The 24,484-nt window shown below is 55.3% G+C and carries 19 protein-coding genes; 8 read left to right on the top strand and 11 right to left on the bottom strand.

Annotated elements, in window-relative coordinates; all coding sequences use genetic code 11:
• The first annotated feature begins 16 nt into the window (after positions 1-16).
• The 5 genes from dnaE to trxA all read left to right on the top strand — a co-directional run bounded on the left by dnaE (position 17) and on the right by trxA (position 6,430).
• Positions 17-3,733, top strand: coding sequence for a DNA polymerase III subunit alpha (gene dnaE / locus DNI29_RS05155; protein ID WP_110976969.1), 3,717 nt, complete (start codon positions 17-19; stop codon positions 3,731-3,733).
• A 180-nt stretch (positions 3,734-3,913) separates the two neighbouring features.
• Positions 3,914-4,435: a GbsR/MarR family transcriptional regulator gene (locus DNI29_RS05150; protein WP_110976968.1), complete on the top strand. Its 522-nt coding sequence runs from the start codon at positions 3,914-3,916 to the stop codon at positions 4,433-4,435.
• A 104-nt stretch (positions 4,436-4,539) separates the two neighbouring features.
• Positions 4,540-5,460: a TIGR01777 family oxidoreductase gene (locus DNI29_RS05145; protein WP_110976967.1), complete on the top strand. Its 921-nt coding sequence runs from the start codon at positions 4,540-4,542 to the stop codon at positions 5,458-5,460.
• Positions 5,461-5,524: 64 nt separating this feature from the next.
• Positions 5,525-5,893 carry a hypothetical protein gene (locus DNI29_RS05140; protein WP_110976966.1) on the top strand — a complete coding sequence of 123 codons (369 nt, stop codon included), beginning with the start codon at positions 5,525-5,527 and terminating at the stop codon, positions 5,891-5,893.
• A gap of 207 nt (positions 5,894-6,100) precedes the next feature.
• A complete protein-coding gene (gene trxA, locus DNI29_RS05135; protein WP_044003005.1) occupies positions 6,101-6,430 on the top strand; it encodes a thioredoxin in 330 nt (109 codons plus the stop codon).
• Positions 6,431-6,502: 72 nt separating this feature from the next.
• Here trxA and DNI29_RS05130 read toward each other — a convergent pair whose 3' ends face one another.
• The 3 genes from DNI29_RS05130 to DNI29_RS05120 form a co-directional block, all read right to left on the bottom strand.
• Entirely contained in the window at positions 6,503-7,396 is an 894-nt protein-coding gene (locus DNI29_RS05130) for a TonB family protein (protein WP_162303516.1), read from the bottom strand.
• Between the two features lie 292 nt (positions 7,397-7,688).
• Positions 7,689-8,174 carry an AsnC family transcriptional regulator gene (locus tag DNI29_RS05125; RefSeq protein WP_110976964.1) on the bottom strand — a complete coding sequence of 162 codons (486 nt, stop codon included), beginning with the start codon at positions 8,172-8,174 and terminating at the stop codon, positions 7,689-7,691.
• Between the two features lie 650 nt (positions 8,175-8,824).
• Positions 8,825-11,041 (bottom strand): protein-disulfide reductase DsbD family protein, encoded by a 2,217-nt coding sequence (locus DNI29_RS05120; protein WP_110976963.1) that lies wholly within the window; start codon positions 11,039-11,041, stop codon positions 8,825-8,827.
• A 227-nt stretch (positions 11,042-11,268) separates the two neighbouring features.
• Here DNI29_RS05120 and DNI29_RS05115 point away from each other — a divergent pair, with 227 nt between their 5' ends.
• Positions 11,269-12,624 (top strand): hemolysin family protein, encoded by a 1,356-nt coding sequence (locus DNI29_RS05115; RefSeq protein WP_110976962.1) that lies wholly within the window; start codon positions 11,269-11,271, stop codon positions 12,622-12,624.
• Between the two features lie 83 nt (positions 12,625-12,707).
• Here DNI29_RS05115 and DNI29_RS24040 read toward each other — a convergent pair whose 3' ends face one another.
• From DNI29_RS24040 to accD, 7 genes are all read right to left on the bottom strand, one after another.
• Positions 12,708-13,004, bottom strand: coding sequence for a hypothetical protein (locus DNI29_RS24040; RefSeq protein WP_123823077.1), 297 nt, complete (start codon positions 13,002-13,004; stop codon positions 12,708-12,710).
• 96 nt (positions 13,005-13,100) lie between these two features.
• A complete protein-coding gene (locus tag DNI29_RS05110) occupies positions 13,101-13,616 on the bottom strand; it encodes a gamma carbonic anhydrase family protein (RefSeq protein ID WP_110976961.1) in 516 nt (171 codons plus the stop codon).
• Between the two features lie 76 nt (positions 13,617-13,692).
• Positions 13,693-14,676: a radical SAM protein gene (locus DNI29_RS05105; protein WP_110976960.1), complete on the bottom strand. Its 984-nt coding sequence runs from the start codon at positions 14,674-14,676 to the stop codon at positions 13,693-13,695.
• A gap of 87 nt (positions 14,677-14,763) precedes the next feature.
• Positions 14,764-15,525, bottom strand: coding sequence for an endonuclease III domain-containing protein (locus DNI29_RS05100; RefSeq protein WP_110976959.1), 762 nt, complete (start codon positions 15,523-15,525; stop codon positions 14,764-14,766).
• 134 nt (positions 15,526-15,659) lie between these two features.
• Positions 15,660-16,364 (bottom strand): YiaD family glycine zipper/OmpA-like lipoprotein, encoded by a 705-nt coding sequence (locus DNI29_RS05095; protein WP_110976958.1) that lies wholly within the window; start codon positions 16,362-16,364, stop codon positions 15,660-15,662.
• Between the two features lie 354 nt (positions 16,365-16,718).
• Positions 16,719-17,456 (bottom strand): YiaD family glycine zipper/OmpA-like lipoprotein, encoded by a 738-nt coding sequence (locus tag DNI29_RS05090; RefSeq protein WP_238388003.1) that lies wholly within the window; start codon positions 17,454-17,456, stop codon positions 16,719-16,721.
• Positions 17,457-17,687: 231 nt separating this feature from the next.
• Entirely contained in the window at positions 17,688-18,575 is an 888-nt protein-coding gene (accD, locus tag DNI29_RS05085) for an acetyl-CoA carboxylase, carboxyltransferase subunit beta (RefSeq protein ID WP_110976957.1), read from the bottom strand.
• Between the two features lie 497 nt (positions 18,576-19,072).
• Between accD and DNI29_RS05075 the strand changes: the two genes are divergently transcribed.
• Both DNI29_RS05075 and DNI29_RS05070 read left to right on the top strand, forming a co-directional pair.
• Positions 19,073-20,017, top strand: a complete 945-nt coding sequence (locus DNI29_RS05075; RefSeq protein WP_238388002.1) for an OmpA/MotB family protein — start codon at positions 19,073-19,075, stop codon at positions 20,015-20,017.
• A gap of 570 nt (positions 20,018-20,587) precedes the next feature.
• On the top strand, positions 20,588-21,571 hold the full coding sequence (locus DNI29_RS05070) for a hypothetical protein (protein ID WP_110976955.1): 984 nt from the start codon (positions 20,588-20,590) through the stop codon (positions 21,569-21,571).
• Positions 21,572-21,684: 113 nt separating this feature from the next.
• On the opposite strand, the gene DNI29_RS05065 is transcribed toward DNI29_RS05070, so the two are convergent.
• Positions 21,685-24,429: a TonB-dependent receptor gene (locus DNI29_RS05065; RefSeq protein WP_110976954.1), complete on the bottom strand. Its 2,745-nt coding sequence runs from the start codon at positions 24,427-24,429 to the stop codon at positions 21,685-21,687.
• Positions 24,430-24,484: the final 55 nt, after the last annotated feature.

Here is a 24,484-nt window from a genome sequence, read left to right as displayed (position 1 = left end):
CCCGAGCCGTTTGCCCATGCCCGTATTCTCGCACCTCCACTGTCACACCCAATATTCGCTTCTTGATGGTCAGGCCAGCATTTCGGCCCTGATGAAAAAGGCCCAGGCCGATGGCATGCCCGCCGTAGCCCTCACCGACCACGGCAACATGTTCGGGGCCTTCAACTTTGTAGCCGAGGCGAATAAGTACAACGTGAAGCCTATCGTGGGCTGCGAGTTTTACCTGGTAGAGGACCGGCACAAGAAAAGCTTCAGCCGCGAGAAGGGCGAGCGGGACGTGCGCCACCACCAGCTGTTGCTGGCCAAGGACCAGGCCGGCTACCAGAACCTGGCTAAGCTCTGCTCCATGAGCTTCATTGAGGGCGTGTACTCCAAGTATCCGCGTATCGACAAGGAACTGCTGTTGCAGTACAGCGAAGGTCTTATTGCCACCTCTTGCTGCATTGGTGCCGAGATTCCGCAGGCCTTGCTCTGGAAAACCGAGGAGGAAGCTGAGGAGCTGCTGAAGTGGTGGCTGGACGTATTCGGCGAAGACTACTACATCGAGATTCAGCGCCACGGCATCGAGAACATCGATAATACCGGTAAAAGTCAGGAAGACCTGAACCAGGTGCTGCTGAAGTGGGCGAAGAAGTATAACGTCAAGGTTATCTGCACCAACGATTCGCACTACGTGAATCAGGAGGACTTTGCGCCCCACGATTTGCTCTTGTGCGTGAACACGGGCGAAGAGCACAGCATTCCGGTCGGTGACTTCCAAACCAAATACTTCCGCCTAATGTCGGGCGAAGGCAAAGTGCTCTACGACCACCTGGACAACCTGCGCCCCCTAGCCGCCTCCGACGACCAGGTGCGCCGCCAGCTCATGCGCATTGATGAGGAAGCCCAGATGCCCAAGCCTCGCTCCCGCTTCGGCTTCCCCAACGACCAGTTCTATTTCAAGAGCCAGGACGAGATGAACCACCTGTTCCGGGACGTGCCGGAAAGCGTGGATAACACCAACGAAATCGTCGACAAAATCACGCCGCCCAAGCTGGCGCGGGACATCCTGCTCCCCAACTTCCCGCTGCCGGCCGGCTTTGCCAACGCCGACGACTTCCTACGGGAGCTGACCTACGTGGGGGCTTTCGGCCCGAGTGCGGGCAAGGGCATCGTGACGATGACCAAGCCGCCGCGCTACTCGGAGCGCACGCCCGAAATTGAGGAACGGCTGGAGTACGAGCTGCGCATCATCCAGACGATGGGCTTCGCGGGCTACTTCCTCATCGTGCAGGACTTTATCAACAAGGGCCGCGACATGGGCGTAGCCGTGGGCCCAGGCCGGGGTTCGGCAGCCGGCTCGGCGGTAGCCTACTGCGTAGGTATTACCAACATTGACCCCATCAAGTACTCCCTGCTGTTCGAGCGTTTCCTTAACCCGGAGCGTGTGTCGATGCCCGATATTGATATCGACTTCGACGACGTGAACCGCCAGCGCGTGATTGACTACGTGGTGGATAAGTACGGCAAAACGCAGGTAGCCCAGATTATTACCTTCGGCACCATGGCCGCCAAGTCCAGCATCAAGGACGTAGCGCGGGCCATGGAGCTCCCCTTGCCTGCCACCAACGAGCTGGCCAAGATGGTGCCCGAAAAGCCCGGCACTACCCTGGCCGGAGCCTTTGCTGAAAACCAGGAGTTGGACATGATCCGCCGCGACGACGCGCCGGATAACCTGCGCGGGCAGATTCTGCGCCTAGCTGAAAAGCTGGAAGGCTCGGTGCGCAACACCGGTATTCACGCGGCCGGCGTTATCATCGCCCCCGACGACATCACCAAGTACATTCCGGTGTCCACGTCCAAGGACTCGGACCTGCTGGTTACGCAGTTCGACGGCAAGGTGATTGAGTCGGCCGGGATGTTGAAAATGGACTTCCTGGGGCTCAAAACGCTCACGATTATCGTGGATGCCCTGGCCCTAATTAAGAAGAACCACGGCGTTGACATCAACATCGACGACATTCCGCTCGACGACCCGAAGACCTACGAGCTGTACCAACGCGGCGACACCATCGGCACGTTCCAGTTTGAATCTGAGGGCATGCGCATGTACCTCAAGGACCTCAAGCCCACCAACATTGAGGACTTGATTGCCATGAACGCCCTCTACCGGCCGGGCCCGATGCAGTTCATCCCCAACTTCATCAACCGCAAGCACGGCCGCGAGGAAATCGACTACCCCCACGAGTTGCTTGAACCCATTCTGAACTACTCCCAGGGTATCATGGTGTACCAGGAGCAGATCATGCAGACGGCCCAGATTCTGGCTGGCTACTCCCTGGGCGGCGCCGACTTGCTGCGCCGCGCTATGGGTAAAAAGGACATGAAGAAGATGGCCCTGGAACGGGAGAAGTTCTGCAAGGGCGCCCTGGAGCTGCACGGCATCAAGGAGAAGAAAGCCAACGACGTGTTCGACGTGATGGAGAAGTTTGCAGCCTACGGCTTCAACCGCTCCCACTCGGCCGCCTACTCGGTGGTAGCCTACCAAACGGGCTACCTCAAGGCCAACTACCCCGCCGAGTACATGGCCGCTGTACTGACCAACAACATGTCGGACATCAAGAAGGTGACCTTCTTTATTGAGGAAGCCCGCCGCCAAGGTGTAGCCGTACTCGGTCCCGACGTGAACGAATCCATCCTGAAGTTCAACGTAAACGAAAAAGGGCAGATCCGCTTTGGCATGGCTGCCGTGAAAGGTGCTGGTGAGGCAGCCATTGAGAATATTGTGGCGGAGCGCGAAAAGAGCGGCCCGTACTCCGATATTTTCGACTTCTCGAAGCGCGTAAACCTGCGGGCTGTCAACAAGAAGACGTTTGAAAGCCTGGCCTTGTCAGGTGCTTTCGATTCGTTTGAGCGCTATCACCGCCGCCAGTTTGTGGAAGCCCCCACCGGCGACCAGAACCTAATTGATAAGGCGGTGCGGATGGGCCAGCAATATCAGCAGGAGCAGGAATCGGCGCAGCAGAGCCTATTTGGCGGCGGTGCGTTCGGGGCCGTGGCCATGCCCCTACCCAAAGTAGCCGACATGGAGCCCTGGCCCGCTACCGAGCAGTTGCGCCGCGAGAAGGAGGTAGTAGGCTTCTACCTCTCGGGGCACCCCCTCGACGATTTTAAACTGGAAATTGACTCGTATTGCACCTGCGGCCTGGATAAGGTAGAGAACTACAAGAACCGCGAGGTGACGGTGGCCGGTCTGATTTCGAACGTGATGTTCAAGACCACTAAAACCGGTCAGCCCTTCGTGTCATTCAGTGTGGAAGACTATGAGTCGTCCCTGAACTTAGCCCTGTTCCGCGATGATTACAGCCGGTTCTCGGCCTTAATCAATCCGCGCAACTACGACAAGGAACAGGTGCCGCCCATGTACATCCGGGGCAAATACGCCCAGCGCTTCCGCGACTCCGACCAGTTTGAGTTCAAGATCCTGACCATGGAACCGCTATTCAACGTGGCCGAGAAGCTCGCTAACGGCGTGCGCGTACAGCTCGACCTGCGTACCATCACCGAGCCATTCATGGACCGATTTATGGAGGCCGTGGAAGGCTGCGCCGGCTCGAAAAAGCTCGAAATTAAGTTTGCTGAGCCCCACGAGCACCTGACGGTTGATACTTACTCCCGCCGCTACCGCATAGAACCCAAAGAGTTCATCCGCCGCATGCGCGAAATGGAAATCGACGCCTGTCAGCTGATCTAAACTAGATTAAACAAGAAAGGTCATTCCGAGCAAAGAGAGGAACTTCGCATGCTATACAGATATGAGCATGTGAGGGTCCTCTCTTTGCTCGGAATGACCTTTTTCCTAATAGTACTACCGGCACAAAAATATTCTTTCAATTTTTATTGAAAGTTTAAAATACTCTTCTACATTTGAACCATGCAACTCGACGAAGCCAAGCGCAGATTCATTGAAGGTTGGGGCACCCTAGGCTCAGCCTGGGGCGTGAGCCGGACAATGGCGCAGGTGCACGCGTTGTTGCTGGTGTCGCCGGGCGCCCTGAGCGCCGAGGACATAATGGAGCAGCTTCAGATTTCCAGAGGCAATGCCAACATGAACGTGCGGGCACTTATGGATTGGGGAATTGTCCGTAAGGAGTTACGCCCTGGCGAGCGGCGCGAGTTTTTCTCGGCCGAGAAGGATATTCATCGGGTTGCTACCCTGATTTTGAAGGAGCGCCGCAAGCGGGAATTGGAGCCCATTATGCGCGTGCTTAGCGAAATTAAGCAGGTAGAGCCTACCCCCACCGCTACCCCCGAGGAGACAGAAGCCTTTACTAAGATGATAGGCAGCATTCAAAGCTTCGCGGAATTCGCTGACGGTGCCGCTTCTACCCTCATCAAAGCCGATGAAAACTGGTTCCTCAGCACCTTTATGAAGCTGATGCGCCCAGGCCAATAGAAGGGTTATTTTTTTGCTTCTACCTTTCAAATTTTACTGAAAGTTTAATACTAATGAAATAACCCATTACCATCCTTATCACCTCTCCTACCCCCACGATAAGCATGAATCAGCCCTTAATGATTTTGGCCGGTGGCACCGGGTTTCTGGGCCGGCACGTCGCCAAGTATTTCCGCCAGCTGGGCTACGAGGTAATAACACTCACGCGCCATGCCCGACGCTTCGGTGAAATAGCTTGGGATGGTCGTACGCTGGGCTCCTGGGCCGCTAGCCTAGAAGGCGCCGCCGTGGTGCTGAATTTGGCGGGCAAGTCGGTGGATTGCCGCTACAATGCGGTAAATAAGTATGCTATTACGCGCAGCCGCACCGAGAGTACGCGCGTGCTGGGAGAGGCCATTGCTCGTTGCCACAATCCGCCGGCTGTGTGGCTGAACTCCTCTACTGCTACTATCTATCAGCATACCGAGGACACGCAGCCAGCCAATACTGAGATGACAGGAGTGATTGGCCGCGACTTTTCGGAGATGGTGGCGCAGCAGTGGGAAGCTGAATTTTGGTTGGCACAAGTGCCGCACACCCGCCGCGTGGCCTTGCGCACAGCCATTGTGCTGGGTGCCGACGGTGGGGCGCTACCCGTTATGGCGCGCCTGGCCCGTGTAGGGCTTTGCACCCCCCAGGGTAACGGGCAGCAATGGGTTAGTTGGCTGCATGTCGCGGATTTCTGCCGGGCCGTGGAGTTTCTACTGAGCCGCCCTACCCTCGAAGGCACCGTTAATCTCTGCGCTCCACAGCCCCTCCGCAACCATGAATTCAACGCGCTGCTCAATCAATACTACCAGCCGCGTTGGCACCTGCCTCAACCCCAGTGGCTGCTGGAACTGGGCGCTTTTCTGCTCCGCACTGAAACCGAACTGATTTTGAAGAGCCGCAAAGTAGTGCCTCAGCGCCTTCAGGAAGCTGGCTTCCAATTCAACTATCCTGCCTGCGAACTAGCTCTGGCCGATCTGCTGCCGCAGCTGGGGTAGGATCATCACCTGGCTTTTTTATGCGCTTCTATTCCTTCTTCTCACTTCCAATTTTTCAAAAGCCATGAACTATCATCTGCTGGTGTACGGGGTGTACTTGCCCGTTACGGTGCTGCTTACCATCTGGGTAGCACGCACGCTTTTCAAGAATGGTCGCTTGTTTCTGGTTGACATTTTTCATGGCAACGAGCAGTTGGCCGACTCTGTCAACAAGCTTTTGCTTACGGGTTTCTACCTCATCAACATCGGTTACGCGACCCTCACCCTGCGCAGCGTTGAGCAGATAACCAGCTACCAGCAGAGTGTGGAAACGCTCAGCATCAAGGTGGGCACTATCATCCTGATTCTGGGAGCCATGCATTTCTTTAACCTCTATGTGTTCTATAAACTTCGGCACCGGGCCCAAGAATATGCCCGGGCGTATCATTCTTAGTGTCCTGATTTTTACCTGATGTATCCGGCCCCGATGGCCCTGCCTAAGCGCAGCGGGAGTTATCGGGGCTTTGGTACTGTTGACCGGCGAAACCATAGCATCGGGCCAGTGAACTTTCCGACGCGCTGCTTGTTGAAACGCAATCTGCTACCTTGCGGCCCGGTTGACCGTAAACAGCACACACATTCCATCAAACCCCTCACTGTTATGGGACATAAAGCCATCGAAATTACCGATGCTAACTTCGACCAGATCATCAACTCCGATAAGCCCGTGCTCGTGGATTTCTGGGCCGAGTGGTGCGGCCCGTGCCGCATGGTAGGCCCGGTAGTTGAAGAGCTGGCCGGTGAATATGAAGGCAAAGCCGTTATCGGTAAGGTTGACGTAGATTCTAACCCTCAGACTTCGGCCAAGTTTGGCATCCGTAGCATTCCTACCTTGCTCGTGTTCAAGAACGGCCAGGTAGTTGACAAGCAGGTAGGTGCCGTTCCGAAGCACGTACTGGCTCAGAAGCTTGATGCTCAGGTAACCGCCTAAGCACTACCAAGCCCTAAGCAAACGGCCCCGCTTCCTATGCAGGAAGCGGGGCCGTTTGCTTGTAGAAAGTTCTTATTCTGCCGGAGCCGAAGCGCGGGCTTCTGAAGGAGGCACCTGCGGGGGCCGCAGCCCGGAAAGCAACGAGAAATTGGGCGCGAAATAAATTGGAATGGTGAACGTCATGGCCGTGGGCAGGTTGTACTCGCGGCCCGGCTCGAAGGCCGGCAGACTGGCCACCACCCGGCGCGCCTCCTGGTCAGCTTCGGGGGCTAGGCCCTGCACAATCTGCACCTCTCCTACCCGGCCGTCCTCGCCTACCGTGTAGCGCACGTACACATTGCCCGTAATGCCCTTTCGGCGAATATCGCGTGGGTAATTGGTATTGCGTGCCACGTAGCTGAGCAGCGCTGCCTCACCGCCCGGGAACTGGGGTAATTCCCGTGGGCGCACCTTGCCCATATACGGCGAGCCATCTTTATTAAAGAAAGCCAGGGCCAAGGGTTTGCCCTGGCGGTCGGGCATTTCGATGGCGCTCAGCTCGCCCGTATCGTAGTAATAGTGCCACTCACCCACGGCGCGGCCCGCGTTGTAGCGGCCTTCAGAGCGTTTCTGCCCGTTGCGGTGTACCGAAATCCATCGGCCTACCCGCTGCCCGTTGGCATAGTCGCCGCGCTGACTTACGCGGCCATCTTCATACCAACCCACATAGAGCCCATCGGCTTCATCGTTGCGGTAGTGCACCTGCCCAGCCTTGCTGCCGCTAGGGTGATACCAGGTAAAGGTACCATCGCGCACGGGCGGATCAATGGCCGAAAGCGTACCCCGAAGCAGCAGCGTACCGGAAAGCGAGTACTCGCGCATGGAGTAGGTGTTCAGCAACTCGTTTTTCCGGTCTACAATGCGGTAATGCGTCGCACTGTCGGGCACGGTGGCCTGGTCTCGGTCGTTCAGATATATGGCCGGCATGCTTTGAGCAAGGCTAACCTGTGCTGCCAGCAGGCATGGCAAGAGAAAAGCGTAATGTATTCTCATGAGCAACCAGTTAAAGACCAGAGGGTGACCGTACGAAATATACCGAGGCGAGTGCCAACCCCCAACACCTTCGCTCACTTAACTTAAAAAATACTATTTCAGCTAGTTACCGGCCAATATTTATTATCCGCACTGCAAGGCCTACCCCCTTAAAAGCAAAGCAGCCGCTACCCCGGCAGAGCGGAGCAGCGGCATTTGATGCCATGGAAAATTGTGCAAACAGGACTTAGCTAGCCCGCTCTTCCACTTCCTGCAGTTGAATAGGACGGTTAAAAGCTTCCTCTAGAGAAATCAGGGTTTCGGTTCGTTCAATTCCCTCTATCAACTGAATCTGCTCATGCAGCACCTCACGCAAGTGGTTGGTGTCGCGGCAAATGAGACGGGCAAAAATGCCGTAGGCGCCGGTAGTGAAATCGATGCTTACTACCTCCGGAATCTGACGCAATGCAGTTACTACGCTCTCGTACACGGAGCTTTTCTGCAGATAAATACCGAGGAAAGCCCGCACACCATAGCCAAGCTTCTGATAATCAATTTTCAGGGTTGCTCCCTGCACAATACCTAACTCCTCCAGCCGAGCCATCCGGACATGGACTGTGCCTCCGGAAACGTGCACCTTACGTGCTATTTCGGTATATGGGATCTTGGCATCTTCAATCAGCAAGGCCAGAATCTTCCGGTCGGTGTCGTCAAGTTCGTAATTGCGGGCCATTTTTTTCCAGGTTGATTGTATATATTACAATGAGAGAGGTTGACTTTTAAAAAGTATGTAAATTTTTATTCAAATGTCTGTAATTATTTTATTACAACGATTAAGACGCTACATTTGTCATAATCCAACGCGAACGGCAAGGGATTGTTTTACACACTGTAGAATGATGAAACTGGCAGACATGCCCTCCTCTCTCGAGGGTGGAGATTCGGGAAAAACTGGTCCGGCGGCCGGCTAACTACTCCGTGAAGGTTCGACTCCTTCTTCTACAGCGCAACGGTATTGGGTGGACTTCGTGAGGAGGGAAAACGGGACGTATCTGGGTGGGTACGTTCTGAATTGAGAGGCGGCATCTGGGTGGGTGCCGCCTTTTATTTTTTTACATCTGGTGCTAAGCATATTTTATGCTTTTTCTTAAAAAGCACCGCTTTTCAGCTAAATCGGCCGCAAAGTTGGCAGATTATCCCCGAAAAAGCACTGGTTGTCGCAAAAAAAGCCCTCAATTACCTAGAATAAGCGTGTTGTATCTGAGTTGCTCCCAATTACGCTTTACGTAACACCAGCCCTCTGATTCATTACTGCTTATTAAACGAAAGCCTCACTTCGTTCTTAGACAAAGTGAGGCTTTCAGAGATGATCTTTTCATGAATTTATCGCCCAGCCAGAGCTGATTGCTGCCGGAACCGGGCTAGGCCAGCGTCCAGAAACTGGACAAAGGCATTTGCATCCGGCTCGTAAGCAATGGGCGGAGCCAAGGTGTGCGCCAAGTCAGGGGTAGCATTCGGGTCGAGGAGCACATAGTAGGGCTGCGCATTCACATTGAAGCCGGTAAGCTGAATATCGGCGTTTTTCTTGCCCAAAGTAGCTTTGGTTTTCCCATCGTGAGTAGAAACGTACTGTTCGTTCTGGGGTAGCTCGGCTTTATCATCCACATAAAGGGCCACGACTACAAAATCGTCGCGTAGGCGCTTGAGCACTCGTGGGTCCTTCCAGACGGTAGCCTCCATTTTGCGGCAGTTCACGCAGGCGTGCCCCGTAAAATCGATAAAGATGGGCTTGTTCTGGGTACGAGCGCAGCGGCGGGCTTGCTCCAGATCGAAATAGCCCGGCAGGCCGTGGGGTAGCTCCAGAAACTCGGCGTAACGTGGTGCCTCGCAGAGGGCGTTGGCTGCAGTAGCAGCAGGTACGGCAGTGGTTGATTCACCTGCCGCCAGAGTAAAATCGTTGCGGCTTTGGGGCGGTAGGTAGCCCGCCAGCAAAGGCAGCGGCGCGCCAAATAGCCCAGGCACCAGATAGGTCATGAAGCTGAATGCCAGTACGGCCATCAGCAGGCGCCCTACGCTCAGGTGCGTCAGGTCGGAATCGTGGGAGAGTTTGAAGCGGCCAAGTAGGTAGAAGCCCAGCAGCCCCGACAGAGCAATCCACAGGACCAAATAAATATCACGCGGAAGCAGGTTCCAATGGTAAGCCAAGTCGGCCATGCTCAAGAACTTGAGCGCCAGCATCAGTTCCACAAAGCCTAGCACTACCTTCACTGTGTTCAGCCAGCCGCCCGAGCGGGGTAGGCCTTTTAGCCAAGCCGGGAAGATAGCGAACAGGGTGAACGGCAGGGCGAAGGCCAAAGAAAAGCCCAGCATGCCCACTACCGGTGTCAGCCGCTCGCCTTGCGCCGCCAGGCTCAGGATGGTAGCCACGATGGGGCCGGTGCAGGAAAACGACACCACTACCAGGGTCAGAGCCATGAAGAATACGCCTCCCCAGCCGCCTTTATCAGCCTGAGCGTCAATCTTGTTAACCATACCGTGGGGTAGGGTAATTTCGAATAGACCCAGAAAAGACAGGCCAAACACCACGAAAACCACAAAGAAAATCAGGTTGGGCAACCAGTGTGTACTGATTAGGTTGAGCCCATCAGCCCCGAGAAGAACCGTGACAAGCAGCCCCACCACCACATACACAAAGATGATGGACAGCCCATACACCACGGCCTTCAGGATGCCTTGTTGCCGGGAGCCGGAGCCGCTGGTAAAAAACGACACTGTCATCGGGATGAGGGGAAATACGCAGGGCGTAATCAGGGCGAGCAGCCCCGAAACGAAAGCCGCCAGAGCAAAGCTCCAGAGCCCGCCAGCCGACGCATCAGTAGCCGCTGCTGCGGCGGTTGAGGCTGCAACTGCTGGAGCGGCCGCAGAGGCGACTCTAGCCGGAGAAGCTTCAGTGGGGTTGGCGGCTGAATCGGGGGTAGCAGCGGGGGCAGCGGAAGCTGTTACAGGCGCGGCCGTATCAGCAGCGACGACGGCTGTGGTGGTGGCAGCGGGAGCGGCCGGCGTTACGCTGGCCCCCGAGGAGCCGGCGCGGGTAGGCGCGGGGGAGGCTGCTGAGCCGGTAACTTCTATTGGGCCGAAGCTCAGGCTTTCTTCACCGGGAATGCAGCGGCCATCTATGTCAGTGCAGGTCTGAAACTCGGTTTCAGCTTTAATGGTGAGTGTGCCGGGTTGCAGCACCCGAATGCGCTGCTTAATCAGGCCGGTGCGCTCGAAGTAGGTGACATCACCTTTAAAAACTTCGTCGAATTTCTTTTTGGTACCGACGGATTGCGGCTTACCTACTAGCTCGTAGGCAGGACTTTTAGCAAAGGTGAAGGTGAACACCGTCGGGCCCAGGTCGGGGTCGAAGTTGGTGGCGTACAGGTGCCACTTGTCGTCGATGCGGGCATTTACGATAAGCTCCACTTCCTCGCCCACCTTCGCCGCAGACTTGCTTACGGCGCTGGAAAGCTTGGTGGGCGTCAGGATTTGGGCTGCTGCTGGCCAAAAGGCCAGTAGCAGAAGCACCAACGGAAGCAAAAGAAATTTACTGCGAGGCATGAATTCAGGGAAGAAACTACAGGGACAAGCCGATGGAAAAACAAAGGTCGGTAGAAACCGCAACAGCCACGCTAGGCTACGAGTTTTACAAACTAACTGGTTTGCTTCGGAGCTCACACATAACCTTTCCCCGCATCCGGCGTCATTCATTCCGAACCGCTTGCGCCGAATGTCGTACTTTTGCCTTATAAAGGAAGGCAGACCGGTCGAGTCTCGCTTCCGAACCTATGGGCTTAAACATCTTATTTACTATTCTGCTCGTTGTAGCTAACGGCTTTTTTGTGGCTGCTGAGTTCGCCCTTGTTAAAGTCAGGGTGTCACAGCTGGAGCTACGGGCGCAGGAAGGAAACCGCTGGGCCAAGCTAACGCTGGGCTTAGTGCATAAGCTAGATGCCTACCTCTCCGCTACGCAGTTGGGCATTACGCTGGCATCACTGGCGTTGGGTTGGGTAGGCGAAGAGGTTATGGCCGAAATCGTGCTGGATGTGCTGCCCTACACCGGCCTGGAGCCGTTGCTGGCGAGCTTTGGCGTGGTGGTTAATGAAGCGCTGGCCCACCGCATTGCCGTCCCGATTTCTTTTGCTCTGATTACCATCATGCACATCGTGCTGGGTGAATTAGTGCCCAAGTCGCTGGCTATTCAGCGGTCTGAAGCAGTGAGCCTAGTCGTGTCAGGCCCATTGAAAGTGTTCTACAAGATATTCTCCCCCATTATTGGGCTGATGAATATGCTGAGCAACGCTATTCTGCGTCTGTTTGGTATTCAACCGGCTTCGGAACACGAGGTGCACACCACCGAGGAGTTGCGCCTGCTGCTGGACCAAAGCAAGCAAAGCGGTGAAATTCAGGAGTCGGAGCACGAGCTACTGGAAAACGTGTTCGAGTTCAATGACCGGATGGTGAAGCAGATTATGGTGCCGCGCACCAAGCTCTCGGCCATTGATGTGAGCACCCCGCAGGACGCAGTGCTAGAAGCGGTGTACAACGAAGGATACTCGCGCATTCCGGTGTACGAGGGCAACATCGATAACATTGTGGGGGTGCTCTACGTGAAGGACCTACTCCAGATCATCCGGCGTCAGGAACCCATTGAGCTAGCCAAAATCATTCGGCCGGCCTACTTTGTGCCGGAAACCAAGAAGATTAACCGCCTGCTTCGCCAGTTTCAGCGCAAGCACATGCACATGGCCATTGTCTCCGACGAGTTTGGGGGTGTATCCGGCATCGTGACCATTGAGGATATTATGGAGGAGCTGGTGGGCGAAATCCAGGACGAGTACGACAACGAAGTTCCAGTAGTGGAAAAGGTGTCGGAAACCGAATACCGCGTGAATACCGCCACTGCCATTCCCGATGCCAACGAGTACCTCCCCTACCCCCTCCCAGAAGGCGACGACTACGAAACCGTGGGCGGTCTGCTGAACGTGCTGTACGGCAACATCCCGGAGGTCGGCGATGTGGCCGTGCTCGACAACTACGAGTTCCGGGTGCTACAACGCTCACGACGCTCAGTAGAACTGGTACAGCTTCGCGTTACAGTTCAGGAGGAAAATGAAGACCCTGACGAAGCACTGGATTTATAGCCGTTAGCGTATTAATGGCAACACAAAAAACGCCCTCCTGTTGTGGGGGCGTTTTTTTGTGTTGTTACCTCAAGCAAGAAAACTTACGAAGCCGTTAGGATACGCAATAAGGCGAGAGCTGCCGCTACACCCACTACTATCCACACCGTTTTACCTGATTTCTTTTTCTTACGAACTACTTCTTTTGTAGAAGCAGATTGAGAATAGGCTGTAGGAGCTGCGGCCTGAACCGAAGCTAGGGCTGGTGTCTCCGCCGGAGTAGTAGCCAAGGCTACTACTGTGGTAGGGGTAGCAGTACGAGAAGTTATAGTTTGTCCATGCGAGAACACGGAAGTGAGGGTTAGCACAGCAGCTAACCCTAGAGAGTAATGTTTTTTCATAAAGGAAATAAGGTAAGGCCTGCCCAATTATTCCCTTGGACAGTTTAGTCCAATGATAAAACAAAAGGTCCAGCTTTCCATTAGAGCCCTACCCCCTTATTCCGGCTTAAACCAGCCAGCGTACATCACATAGTTGTCGGCGGTGCGGAGCATGTTAGCGCGCTGCTCCTCCGTTACGGGTTTGATTTTACGCGCCGGAATGCCCGCATAGAGGTGGCCAGGCTCGCACTGGGTATTCTCTAGCACCACGGCTCCAGCCGCAATAATGCAGCCGGCTCCCACTACGGCGTGGTCCATTACAATGGCGCCCATGCCAATCAGCACATCGTCTTCCACGGTGCAACCGTGCACGATGGCCTTATGCCCAATACTGACGCGGGAGCCGATAGTAGTAGCTGCCTTCTGATATGTGCAGTGAATCACGGCTCCGTCCTGCACGTTGGTTTTGTCGCCGATGCGGATGCTGTTCACATCGCCCCGAATAACGGCATTGAACCACACGGTGCAGTTAGGCCCTAGGGTCACGTCGCCGACAATGGTAGCATTATCTGCCACGAAGCAGTCGGTGCCAAGCTGCGGATGTTTGCCCTGAACTGGAAGAATAAGAGGCATATGGTCGGTGGTGAGATGGTGCGTGTAGCGTTCTGTTGGCGCAAACTACACCACTAGCGCCGATTGAACGATACACTCACCACTTCACCATGCGCTTCCAAGTGCCTTTTTCCCAGTTATACTTCAGGGTGCTGGGCAGGGCCTGCCAAAAGTACTTGCTGGTTTCTACCGCGAAGCTGGGCTGCATGTAGCAGTTAATGGTACAGCCTTCGCATTGGGGTAGGCGGCCTTCCAGCGCGGCTAGCTGCTGCACTGGCTCCGAGGTGTAAAGCTCATGGAGCTGGCCGTTGATGGGGAATTTCTGCTCACCCAAGTGGTAGCAAGGCAGCACCAACTCGTTGCTAGGCGAAATGACAAGGGTAGTGCTGGCCGCCCGGCACACCGGAGCAACCACATGGTTACCACCGTCGCGCCGCAGCTGAATAAACGCCTCGTTCAGGTACACACCGGGCCGCTTGCCAAAAGCAGAGAGGTAGTCCAACTCATCTGGCGTCAACTGTTCGCCGGTGTCCACGGCATTGTACTCAAACGCTGGGTTAAGAATGAGCACCAGCTTGTTAGGCCGGGTTATTTCCTGGTACACCTTTTCCAGATCAGCCAGGTTTTCGCGGAACACCGTGAACAACACATCGGGCCGCTCACCCAGCTCCCGGGCTACCCGAATACTTTCCAGTACAAAATCAAAGCATGCTACCCCCCTACCCTTGTCGTGCACTTCTTTCTCGGAGGCATCGAGGGAGAAGTGCAGCATGTCTACCTTGCCGCGCAGCTTCTCGGCATATTTAGGGTAGAGCAGGCAGTTAGTTGTCAGGGTTGTGATGAAACCCATGTCGTGCGCTAGCCCCACAAACTCATGGATCTGGCGGTGCAGCAGCGGCTCGCCGCCGGTAAAATCTACCACCGATACGCCCAGCCGCTTTAGGTCACGCAGGTTGCGCTCCACATCCTCGAGCTGAATGTAGGGCGAAGGCTTCTCCCAAATATCACAGAACGAGCAACGCGCATTACACCGGTAGGTAACGTAATAGTTGCACAGAACCGGATGACGAACAAGGCGCATAGGGCGGTAAAGGTACAGCTTGGAAACACAAGCCGCCGCTACATAACCCTGAAACCGCTAAAAGGATATCAGGTTCTCTACCCCCTTCTAATGTGGTAAAGCCCCCCAGGCCGTATCCCAGCGGGAAGGGGTAGCTGCCAGGGCCTCAGGGGTAGCAGGGCCGTAGTGCTCCAGATAATAGTTGCAGAAGCCTTTCAGGGGGCAACGGGCACAGTCGGGCTTGGTAAAAAAGCAAATTTTCTGGCCGTGCCAGTAGTTGTGCTTATGGAAGTTGAGTAGCAGTAAAGAGTCTTTGGGCAACTGATCCAGCAGTACTTGATGGGCTTTTTCCACAGAGGCTTTGGGTCCGATCATGCCCACGCGCTGGGCCACGCGGTGCACGTGCGTATCCACGGGCAGCACAGGCTTGCGGAAATTAAACAAGAGCACCAAAGAGGCCGTTTTAAGCCCAATACCGGGCATGTCGTTTAGCCACTGCATCCCCTTCTCGGTGGGCCATTCGTCCAGAAAATCTAAGTTGTACTCGCCACGCTCGGCTTTGATGCGGCGCAGGATTTCTTGAATGCGAGGAGCCTGCGTGTCGGGCCAGCGGGTAGTTCGGATGGCATGAGCCAACTCTTGAGTAGGTGCATTTACTACCCCCTCCCAGTCGCCGAAAGCCTCTAGCATCCGGTCGTAGGCTAGCTCCTCATCGGCATGCGTGGTCCGGTGTGAAAGCACAGTGGAAATCAGCTCCCGCATGGGCGAGCGGCGTGTCGTCTCCTGGGTTAGCGGCGGGTAGAAAGCCTGCAGAACCCGCTGATTTTCGATGGTTTTCTCAGCGGCAGGCGCGGTGTAGGTGGTAGGCATAACCTGTTGTACCGCCGAGCCGAGCGGCAGGTTGCGCCTCTGGCGTTGCTTCCCGCTCTGACCTATATCAACAAAAAAACCCGGTGGCCCTACTATGGAGCCACCGGGTTTGGTGCTTGCAAATTGCTGGAGGCTTAGATGGTGCCTTTTTCAGCAGCTTTCTTCAGCTTTTCGTTAGCGAAAATGGCCACTTCCACGCGGCGGTTGGCCTGACGACCAGCTTCCGTTGAGTTATCAGCAACCGGCTGTTTGGAGCCGTAGCCTGATACCGTGAAGCGCGAAGCATCTACGCCTTGCTGCTGGGTGTAATTAGCCACAGCCTGGGCGCGGCGCTGCGAGAGCGGGTCGTTGATGGCATCGGTGCCGGTGTTGTCAGTGTGGCCTTCCACGATAACGTTGGTGTCACCGTACTTGATGAGGGTCTTCGCCAAGTCTTTGATGTTTTCCTGAGCCGAAGCCGTCAGAGACGACGAGTTTTTGGCGAACAGCAGACCCGAGTCGAAGGTGATTTTGATACCCTCGCCCACGCGCTCTACTTTGGCGCCCGACATTTCTTTCTGCAGCTCAGCAGCTTGCTTGTCCATGCGGCGGCCAATGAGAGCTCCACCAGCACCGCCCACGGCGGCTCCTATGATAGCACCTTTAGCCGTGCCCGACTTACCGCCGATGATGCGGCCCAGTACGGCACCGCCCGCAGCCCCGCCCAAACCACCGATAACACCGCCTTTAGCGGTTTTGCTCCACGGCTTTTTCGTGGTAGTAGTTTGAGCCTTGGCGCTGCTAGTACCCAGCAGCAGTACTGCCAGCAGCAAAGCAAACAGGGAACGAAGATTTTTCATGATTTCAGAAGTTAAAGTGTAGTGGTGTAAATAAGCAGTGAAGTTTGGCAGCAAAGGTATTCGGTACAACTTTCATTCGAACACCTCCTCCGTAAATCCTGGAATTGCAACCACCTTGCCAAAAACGCAGCCAAGGCCAGAAAATTGTTTAAAACCACAACTACCCCACGCCGAGCTCCGATTGTAGCAGCGACAGGAGGCGCCTGAACTTCTTCAAAACCAATGATTTTCCCTACCCCTTCTTCAGTTGCCTAACCCGTAAAAATCCTTTTTACCCACTCCCGTTAGCCTTTCTGAAAACAAAAAAGCCGCTCCCGAAGGAAGCGGCTTTTTTAACTACTAAAAAAAGGAAGTTTACAGCGTGCCGTTCTCGGCAGCCTTCTTCATCTTTTCATTGGCGAAGATGGCAATTTCTACGCGGCGGTTGGCCTGCTTGCCTGCAGCCGTGGTGTTGTCAGCAATGGGCTGGCTGGAACCGTAACCTTTGCTCGTGATACGAGCTGCATCAACACCCTGCTGCTGGGTGTAGTTAGCCACAGCTTGGGCCCGACGCTCCGACAAAGGCTGGTTGATGGCATCAGAACCGGTGTTATCAGTGTGACCTTCTACCAGCACGTTGGTGTCGGGGTACTTCTTCAGGACTTCGGCCATTTTCTGAATCTCCGTCATGGAAGCCGGCCGCAGGTCGCTCTTGTTGGTATCAAACAGAATGCCTGAGTCGAAGGTAATCTTGATGCCTTCGCCTACCCGCTCTACTCGGGCGTTTTGCATGTCACGCTGCAGTTCTTCGGCCTGCTTGTCCATTTTACGGCCAATCAGGGCTCCACCGGTGCCACCTACTGCTGCACCAATAATAGCACCAGCCGCCGTGCCCGATTTGCCACCGATAACGCGGCCCAGTACGCCACCAACCACAGCGCCACCGCCGGCGCCCAGTAGGCCGCCTTTTGCAGTTTTGCTCATGCCCGTTTTGCGCGGGCCGGTGCCGTTGGTATCAGCTTCCGGAATGTTGGGGTTGCGGGTAGTAGCACAAGAGCTCATGAACAGCACCAGGGCCATCAGCAGCGTGAGAATCGAATTACGAGAAGTCATAATCAAGGAACTTGGGTGAAGGGAAAGACTAGGTTGAGTGTTTGATTCTTACTTGGGTTGAACCGAAAATGTTCTGCAAATATAGATTAGCTTCTATACTACGAGGACATTGAATCGGTGCGCATCGGGACAAGAAAAAGCCCGCTACCAGCCTCGATTAGGCTGATAACGGGCTTTTCCCAAAAAGCTTGCCGAAAACGGCAAAAGCCGGAAACAATAACTGAGCAGTACCTATCGTACGAGTGCAGCTGACTCAGCAGCAGGCACTTCAATAGGCTTAAGCATAGTCAGCAAATCGGTGAGCTTATGCTTAAGTTCTTTGCGGTCCACGATGAAGTCAAGGAAGCCGTGCTCTAACACGAACTCTGCGCTCTGGAAACCCTTAGGCAGGTCCTTGCCAATGGTTTCCTTAATCACGCGGGGGCCAGCAAAGCCAATCAGGGCGCCCGGCTCCGCAATATTGAAGTCGCCTAGCATGGCAAAGGAGGCCGTTACGCCGCCCGTGGTTGGGTCGGTCAGCAGAGAAATATAGGGAATACCAGCCTCGGAAAGCAGCGCCAGCTTGGCCGAAGTTTTAGCCATTTGCATTAGGGAGAAACCAGCTTCCATCATGCGGGCCCCACCAGAGCGCGAAATCATGAGGAAAGGCAGCCGATTCTGACGAGCATAATCAATGGCGCGGGCAATTTTCTCACCCACTACTGAGCCCATAGAGCCCCCAATAAACTTGAAATCCATGGCAGCTACTACCAGCCCTAGGCCGTTCATCTGGCCGTGGGCCGAGCGTACAGCATCTTTCAGGCCGGTGCTTTTCTCGGTTGCGGCCACGCGCTGGGGGTAGGCCTTTGTATCCACGAAGTTCAGCGGGTCAGCGGAGCGCATATCGGCGTCCAACTCCTGGTACTCGTGGTTGTCAAACAGAAAATCGAAATATTCTCCGGCATCAATCCGGTCGTGGTGGCCGCAGTTGCCGCAGGTAGAAAGCAGGCGCTTGTGCTCGGCCATAGTAGCCACGGTTTTGCACTCGGGGCACTTGTACCACAGGCCATCGGGGGTTTCCTTCTTCTGTTCCGTGGGCGTGACGATGCCTTTTTCTTTGCGCTTAAACCAGGAAGACATATAAGATGCGATGCTTGAGTCGGTGAGAGAGGGGGAAGTAGGTGCGGGCGCTACGGGCGGGCGGCAGCGGCTTCCGTGGTGCAAGTTAAGCCAGATGTGGAAATTGTGATTTAGTGTAGGACTGATTTCGTGAGTTGTTGTGAGAAGCAGGAACCAACGCCGCTTGCCCTTCTGGCTGTCCTACCCCCTCAAACGCACCCAATATCGGTTTCTTCCTTTCCCTGGCCTCCCGAAAACATATTCCAGGCTTACTAACCCATTTAGATCTGGAATACCGCGCTTGCTACCCCTTCTCCGGCCACGAACCTTAACCAGGCAGCCACTCTGGCCAGCAGCAAGGGGTAGCACTTCCCGCCGGAGTACCCTACCTTGCCGCGGGGAAGCCCATCCGTGACGCTTTCCTGCCTAGACTTGCACTCCAACAGGTTCTTTTTGTGAAAAACTTTCCTACTCTCGCGGTTGTCGCGCTTCTCGCCTCTTCTGCTCTGCCAAGCTGCGTGGCTTCCAAGAAATACGATGACCTGAAAGCCCGCCAAACGGCTACTGAACAAGCCAAAACCGATTTAGAGCGCCAACAGCGCCAAGCCGTAGCGGAGCTGAAAAAGGCTTCGGATGAGTTGGCTCAACTCCGCCTCGACACCCGCAGGCTTATCGACGACTCCACGGAAACTGGCCGCAGCCTGCGCCGCATGCAGCAGCTCAATGCGCAGCTTACGGACTCCTACGACAAGCTGCTTAAAAACTCCGACCGCGCCATGGCCGATAAGTCGGCCGACTATAATAAGGTAGCCAAAGACCTGGCCCGCCGCGAGGCCGAGCTAGGCGAGCTGGAAACGAACCTCAAGAAAAGCCGCACCGACATCGACAAGCTGAATGCCGACTTGAGAACTCGCGAAGCTAAGCTGGCCGAGCTGCAGAAAGCTTTGGCTGAGAAAGACAAGGCCGTGGACGACCTCAAAGCCAGCGTGAGCAATGCCCTACGTGGTTTCCAGGGCACCGACTTGCAGGTAAAGATGAAGGATGGCAAGGTATACGTGTCCTTATCGGAGCAGCTCCTGTTCAAGTCGGGTTCTACCAAGGTGGACCCCAAGGGTCAGGAGGCGCTTAAGCAGTTGGCTGCCGTGCTCCAGCAGCAGCCCGATGTGAACGTGGTAGTAGAAGGCCACACCGATAACGTGCCCTTCAGCCGGCCCGCCGGCGCTATGCAAGACAACTGGGACCTGAGTGTGCTGCGTGCCACCGAAATAGCACGTTTGCTGACGGTAGGTGGGGTAGCTCCAGCCCGCATTACGGCCTCAGGCCGCTCCCAGTACGTGCCCGTCGCCACTAACGACTCGCCCCAGAACAAGGCTTTGAACCGCCGCACCGAAATCATTCTGACGCCCAAACTCAACGAGCTGCTCAAAATTCTGGACAGCAACTCCACCGCCAGCGGACAATAACTGAAAATTAGTATATTAGAACGATTAGCAGTTCCATCTTCTACTACCGACAGTTTGCACTGCTGGTAGTAGAAGATGGAACTGCTATCATATAGCCAATCATCTCACTTTTTATCTACTATTATGCTCATTTCTTTTCTATCTCGCTTGTTACTGGCATCCAGTATTATGTTGCTGTTTACCACGCAAGCGCTAGCCTCCCACGTGCGAGGTGGGGAAATTCATTACAGCCCCGTTGCAGGCTCACCAAATAGGTACCACGTCACAGTTAAATTATATCAGGAGGTCGGACAAGACCTGGCCTCAACCCGTACAGCCAATTTGGTTTGTGGCCGAGGAGAATGCTCAGGCAGCACTCCGGGCAGCTTTTTGGTGCCACTAACTCTAACCCGCAACTTTTTTCTAAACCCCACTAGCTGTACCAAGGCGAGTACCATTGAGGCTGTCGTGTTTGAAGTTGAGGTAGATCTTCCTCCCGCGCGCTGGATTCTGAGCGTAAACCAAGTAAACAGAACAAGGGGTATATCCAATATTTCTGGTTCTGACTCTCAGAGCCAGTATATTGAAGCTATGCTGGACAACACCAGCGGGCTGATTAATTCTTCTCCTAAATTTATCAGTTCTCAGTTTCCCAACCTTCAGGGTTCGCAGCTTCAACGGCATAGCTTCAGCGCTTTCGATGCGGATGGCGACTCGCTGGTATACCGACTAGTAACGCCTTTAGATGGTGGCGATGCTAGGAATGGCCTCCCAACCACCGCGTGCGCACAACCAGTTGTTGGCTTTACACCTTCCCAATTTCAGCTTAATGCGGCCACCGGTGAGGTTAGTACGGCTCCCTTTTCGCTGGTGGTAGGCAACTTTGTGATTGCGGTAAAAGTGGAGGAGTATCGGCGTATTGCTTCGGCTTGGACGTTTATCGGTAGCACTACCCGCGACATAACGTATCTGGTGAGCCCCGGAGGCAATACCGCCCCAGTTTTTACGGCCCAGCAGGTTGGGACAACGGCGCAGCCATTTGAGAAGGCCATTTTGGTAAATCCAGGAAGAACGGTTTCTGTTCTTCTTGATGCGCGAGACGACGATACCGGGCAGACACTAAGTTTCGGTAGCGACGCTACTACCACCGTACCCGGTGTTTCATTGCAGACAGTGTCAGCAACCCAAGCTCGCCTGACGTGGCAAGTCCCTACCAATCTACCAACAGGCCGCTACTACTTACCCGTATCTGTAACAGACAATGGATGTCCAACTATTAGCTCAGAAGATCGGGTCATCACATTTCTGGTGACCAGCCAGGTTTTAGCCACTCACACAGAACAACGTCCTATCCTGCCAGCTTACCCTACCCCCTTCCGCGAACAGGTAAGCTTTCAACTCAGCCAGAAGGGTAGTCAAAAAATCACGGTACTCGACGGTTTAGGTCGTACGGTAGCCAACCTTACCAGCCGCCCCGATGGTAGCGTGACCTGGCAGCCTGGCCCTACCCTGCCCGCCGGCCTCTACATAGCCCGCAGCGCCAATGGACAGCAACTTCGTCTGCTGCGCGAATAATTTTTTCCTACCTCCTTGATAGATAAACAAACGGCCGGCCCACTCTTCTGGGCCGGCCGTTTGTTTACTGTTTAGCTCTGCTTTTATCAAAAGCTTTACGCCACCTGCTTTAACTAAAACGACAGATTTACGCGCCCGAAGTAGAAGGCGCCGCTGTAGCCGAACTGGTTGGAGTTGTAGGGGAAGCGGCCCCGGTTGGTGGCATCAAGGGTGGAGTAGCTCAGGCTGCTGGGGTTGTTGTTGGGGTCCTGATAGAGGCGGTCGGGGTACACGTTGAAGAGGTTGTTGGCCCCAATGCTTACGCCCACGTTCTTGATTACCTGCGCGCTCAGCACCAAGTCCGTCACCCAGCGGGCCGAGAAGGTCTGGTCGATAAAGGAACGGTCGGGGTTGGCATCTTTGGTTTGCACCTCTCCAAACCGCACTGTGCGCAGATTCACGCTGAAGATTTTATAGCCGTAATCGGCGCTCAGATTGATTTTGCTGCGAGGCTGACCATTTTCGAGGCGGGCGCGCTGGGCCCGGTCGAAGAGAGTATTCTGCAAGCTGGGCTTGGCATCAATGAAAGCCGAACTGTTGAAGCCACGCACAGTGGTTTCATTGAAGTTGGCGGCGGCCGTCAGGGTCAGGCGGCTGTCGGCGCTTAGCTGTAGCCGCTCGTTGGCCACGATATCAATACCGCGGGTGCGGGTATCCACGGCATTGGCAAAAAACTGGATGCCCTGCACCGGCAGCGTGCCCAGAATAGTATTCACGTCCGCGTTGCCGCGGTTGAACTGGCTGCTGAGCACAATCCGGTCTTTGATGTCAATCTGGTAAGCGTCTACCGTCAGGGTAATCGTTTTGAGCATCCGCGCCGTGAGGCCTAAGCTGTAGTTCTTTGACTTCTCCTGCTTCAGAGGGCCTATACCGAAGGCACGGGTCAGGGGGTCGTCGTTGTTGGTAGTCAGCACCTCGCGTAGCTCACCGCTGGTAAATTGGGTGCTGGAGTTGGTGAAGTAACGTTGCTGCAACGAAGGCGCACGGAAGCCGTTGCCCAAGTTACCGCGCACGGCCAAGTCGGGCAGGATGCTGTAGCGCGCGGCCAGCTTACCGCTGAAGTTAGAGCCAAAGTCAGAGTAGCGCTCAGCCCGGCCCGCCACGCTTACGAGTAGCTTTTCGGTGATGTCACTCTCCAAATCGAGGTAGCCGGCCACATTAGTGCGGCTGCGGTCAGTGGCATCCTGGGGCTTGTATCCAGGAAACCCCTGAGCCCCAAAGGCGGCGCGGGCTCCGTTTACTGTACGGTTACCAGCAGCATAGGAGCCTTCTTCGCCAGCTTCAATCTCGAACATATCGGTCCGGAACTCCCCCCCAAATGCCACGTTCAGGGTGCTCAGGGCGGGTACGCTAGTGAATTTGCGCGAAAAGCCCAGGTTCACGGTGTTTTGCTGGAAAATCAGCGTGCCAGCGTAGAATTCGGTTGGGCTAGTACCTTGGGGTAGGGAAGCATTTAAGGTGTTCGTGACGTCGTAGCGCAGGCTGTTGCGGCCGTAAGTGTTGCTCAGATCAGCCGCAAAGCCCAGCACTGTGCCCCGGATGCCGGTAATCAGCGAGGCATCATCCACCGTGCTATTGATGAAGGGCAGGTAGCCGTTGGGGTAAATGGTCAGGTCGCTCTGGGTGGCTTGGTTAGGTAGGCGGTACAGCGCCCCAGCCCGACCAGTACGCCGGGTAAGCCCCCCCGCTACATACACCTCCATATTTAAACGAGGTGCCACCGTGTAGGCCCCGTTCACAAAGCCGCCATAGGTCCGGACATCGGAGCTGCCCACCCGGATATTGCGGCGGTTGAAGCCACGCTCGGTTACCAGCGCGTCGTCTTGGGCCTTAAGGTCTAGCTTCTGCTGATCGGAGAGGCCGCTGGGGTAGGTGCCACCGCTGCCTAGGTAAATCAGGGGAGCCGTATCGGGGCGGCTGCGGTCCACAAAACTGCGGTTGCTAAACTGTCCGCTCACGTTCAGGAATCCGCGACGACCCAGGCCGAATCCGGCATTGGCATCGGCTTGCACCAGTTCACCATCACCTTCCACCGTCTGCCCCACTGTACTGCTGGCAAACACGCCAGTAGTGTCGTCCTTCAACTGAATATTGATGACGCCGGCAATAGCATCGGAGCCGTACTGGGCGGCTGCACCTTCACGCAATACCTCGATGCGCTTGATAGCCGCTGGCGGAATTACGTTCATATCGGTACCCACCGAGCCGCGCCCAGGCGTACCGTTGATGTTCACCAAAGCCGAGGTATGGCGACGCTTGCCATTCACCAAAACCAGCACTTGGTCGGGACCTAAGCCGCGCAAGGTAGCAGGGTCCACGAAATCGGTACCATCAGTTACGGTTTGGCGGCTGCTCTGGAAGGAAGGCGCGATATACGTCAGAATTTGGGTAACGTCCGTCTGAGCGTATGCCTTGATTTCGCGGGCCGAAATAACATCGACGGGTGAGGTAGTCAGGATGTTGGAACGCCCTTCGGTGGCCCGCGAGCCAGTTACTACCACTTCATTCAGAGCCGTCTCGTTATCGGTGAGGCGGGCATCAAGAGTAGTGCGGCCGTTCAGCGGAATTTGCTGGGTAGTAGAGCCGATAGCCGAAAAAACGAGGGTAGCAGTAGGCGCTACATCCAGACGGTAGCGGCCATCGGCATCGGTGCTGGTGCCATTGGTAGTGCCGCGCTCGAGCACTGTTACCCCGGGCTGACCCTGCCCGGAGGCATTCGTGACGCGCCCCGTAACGCTCACGTTCTGAGCAAAAGCGGCAAAGCTGGTCAGCGACAAGGCCGTCACCAGCCCGATTCGGCTTGCGGATAGATGGTTCATAGAAAACAGGAAATGAGGGAAACACTACCTACCGCCGGGGCTGCAACAGCGGCCG

The sequence above is a fragment of the Hymenobacter sediminis genome (assembly GCF_003231285.1).
Lineage (GTDB): Bacteria > Bacteroidota > Bacteroidia > Cytophagales > Hymenobacteraceae > Hymenobacter > Hymenobacter sediminis.
The sequence above is the reverse complement of the archived record's forward strand: the minus strand, read 5'-3'. Positions and strand labels throughout refer to the sequence as shown.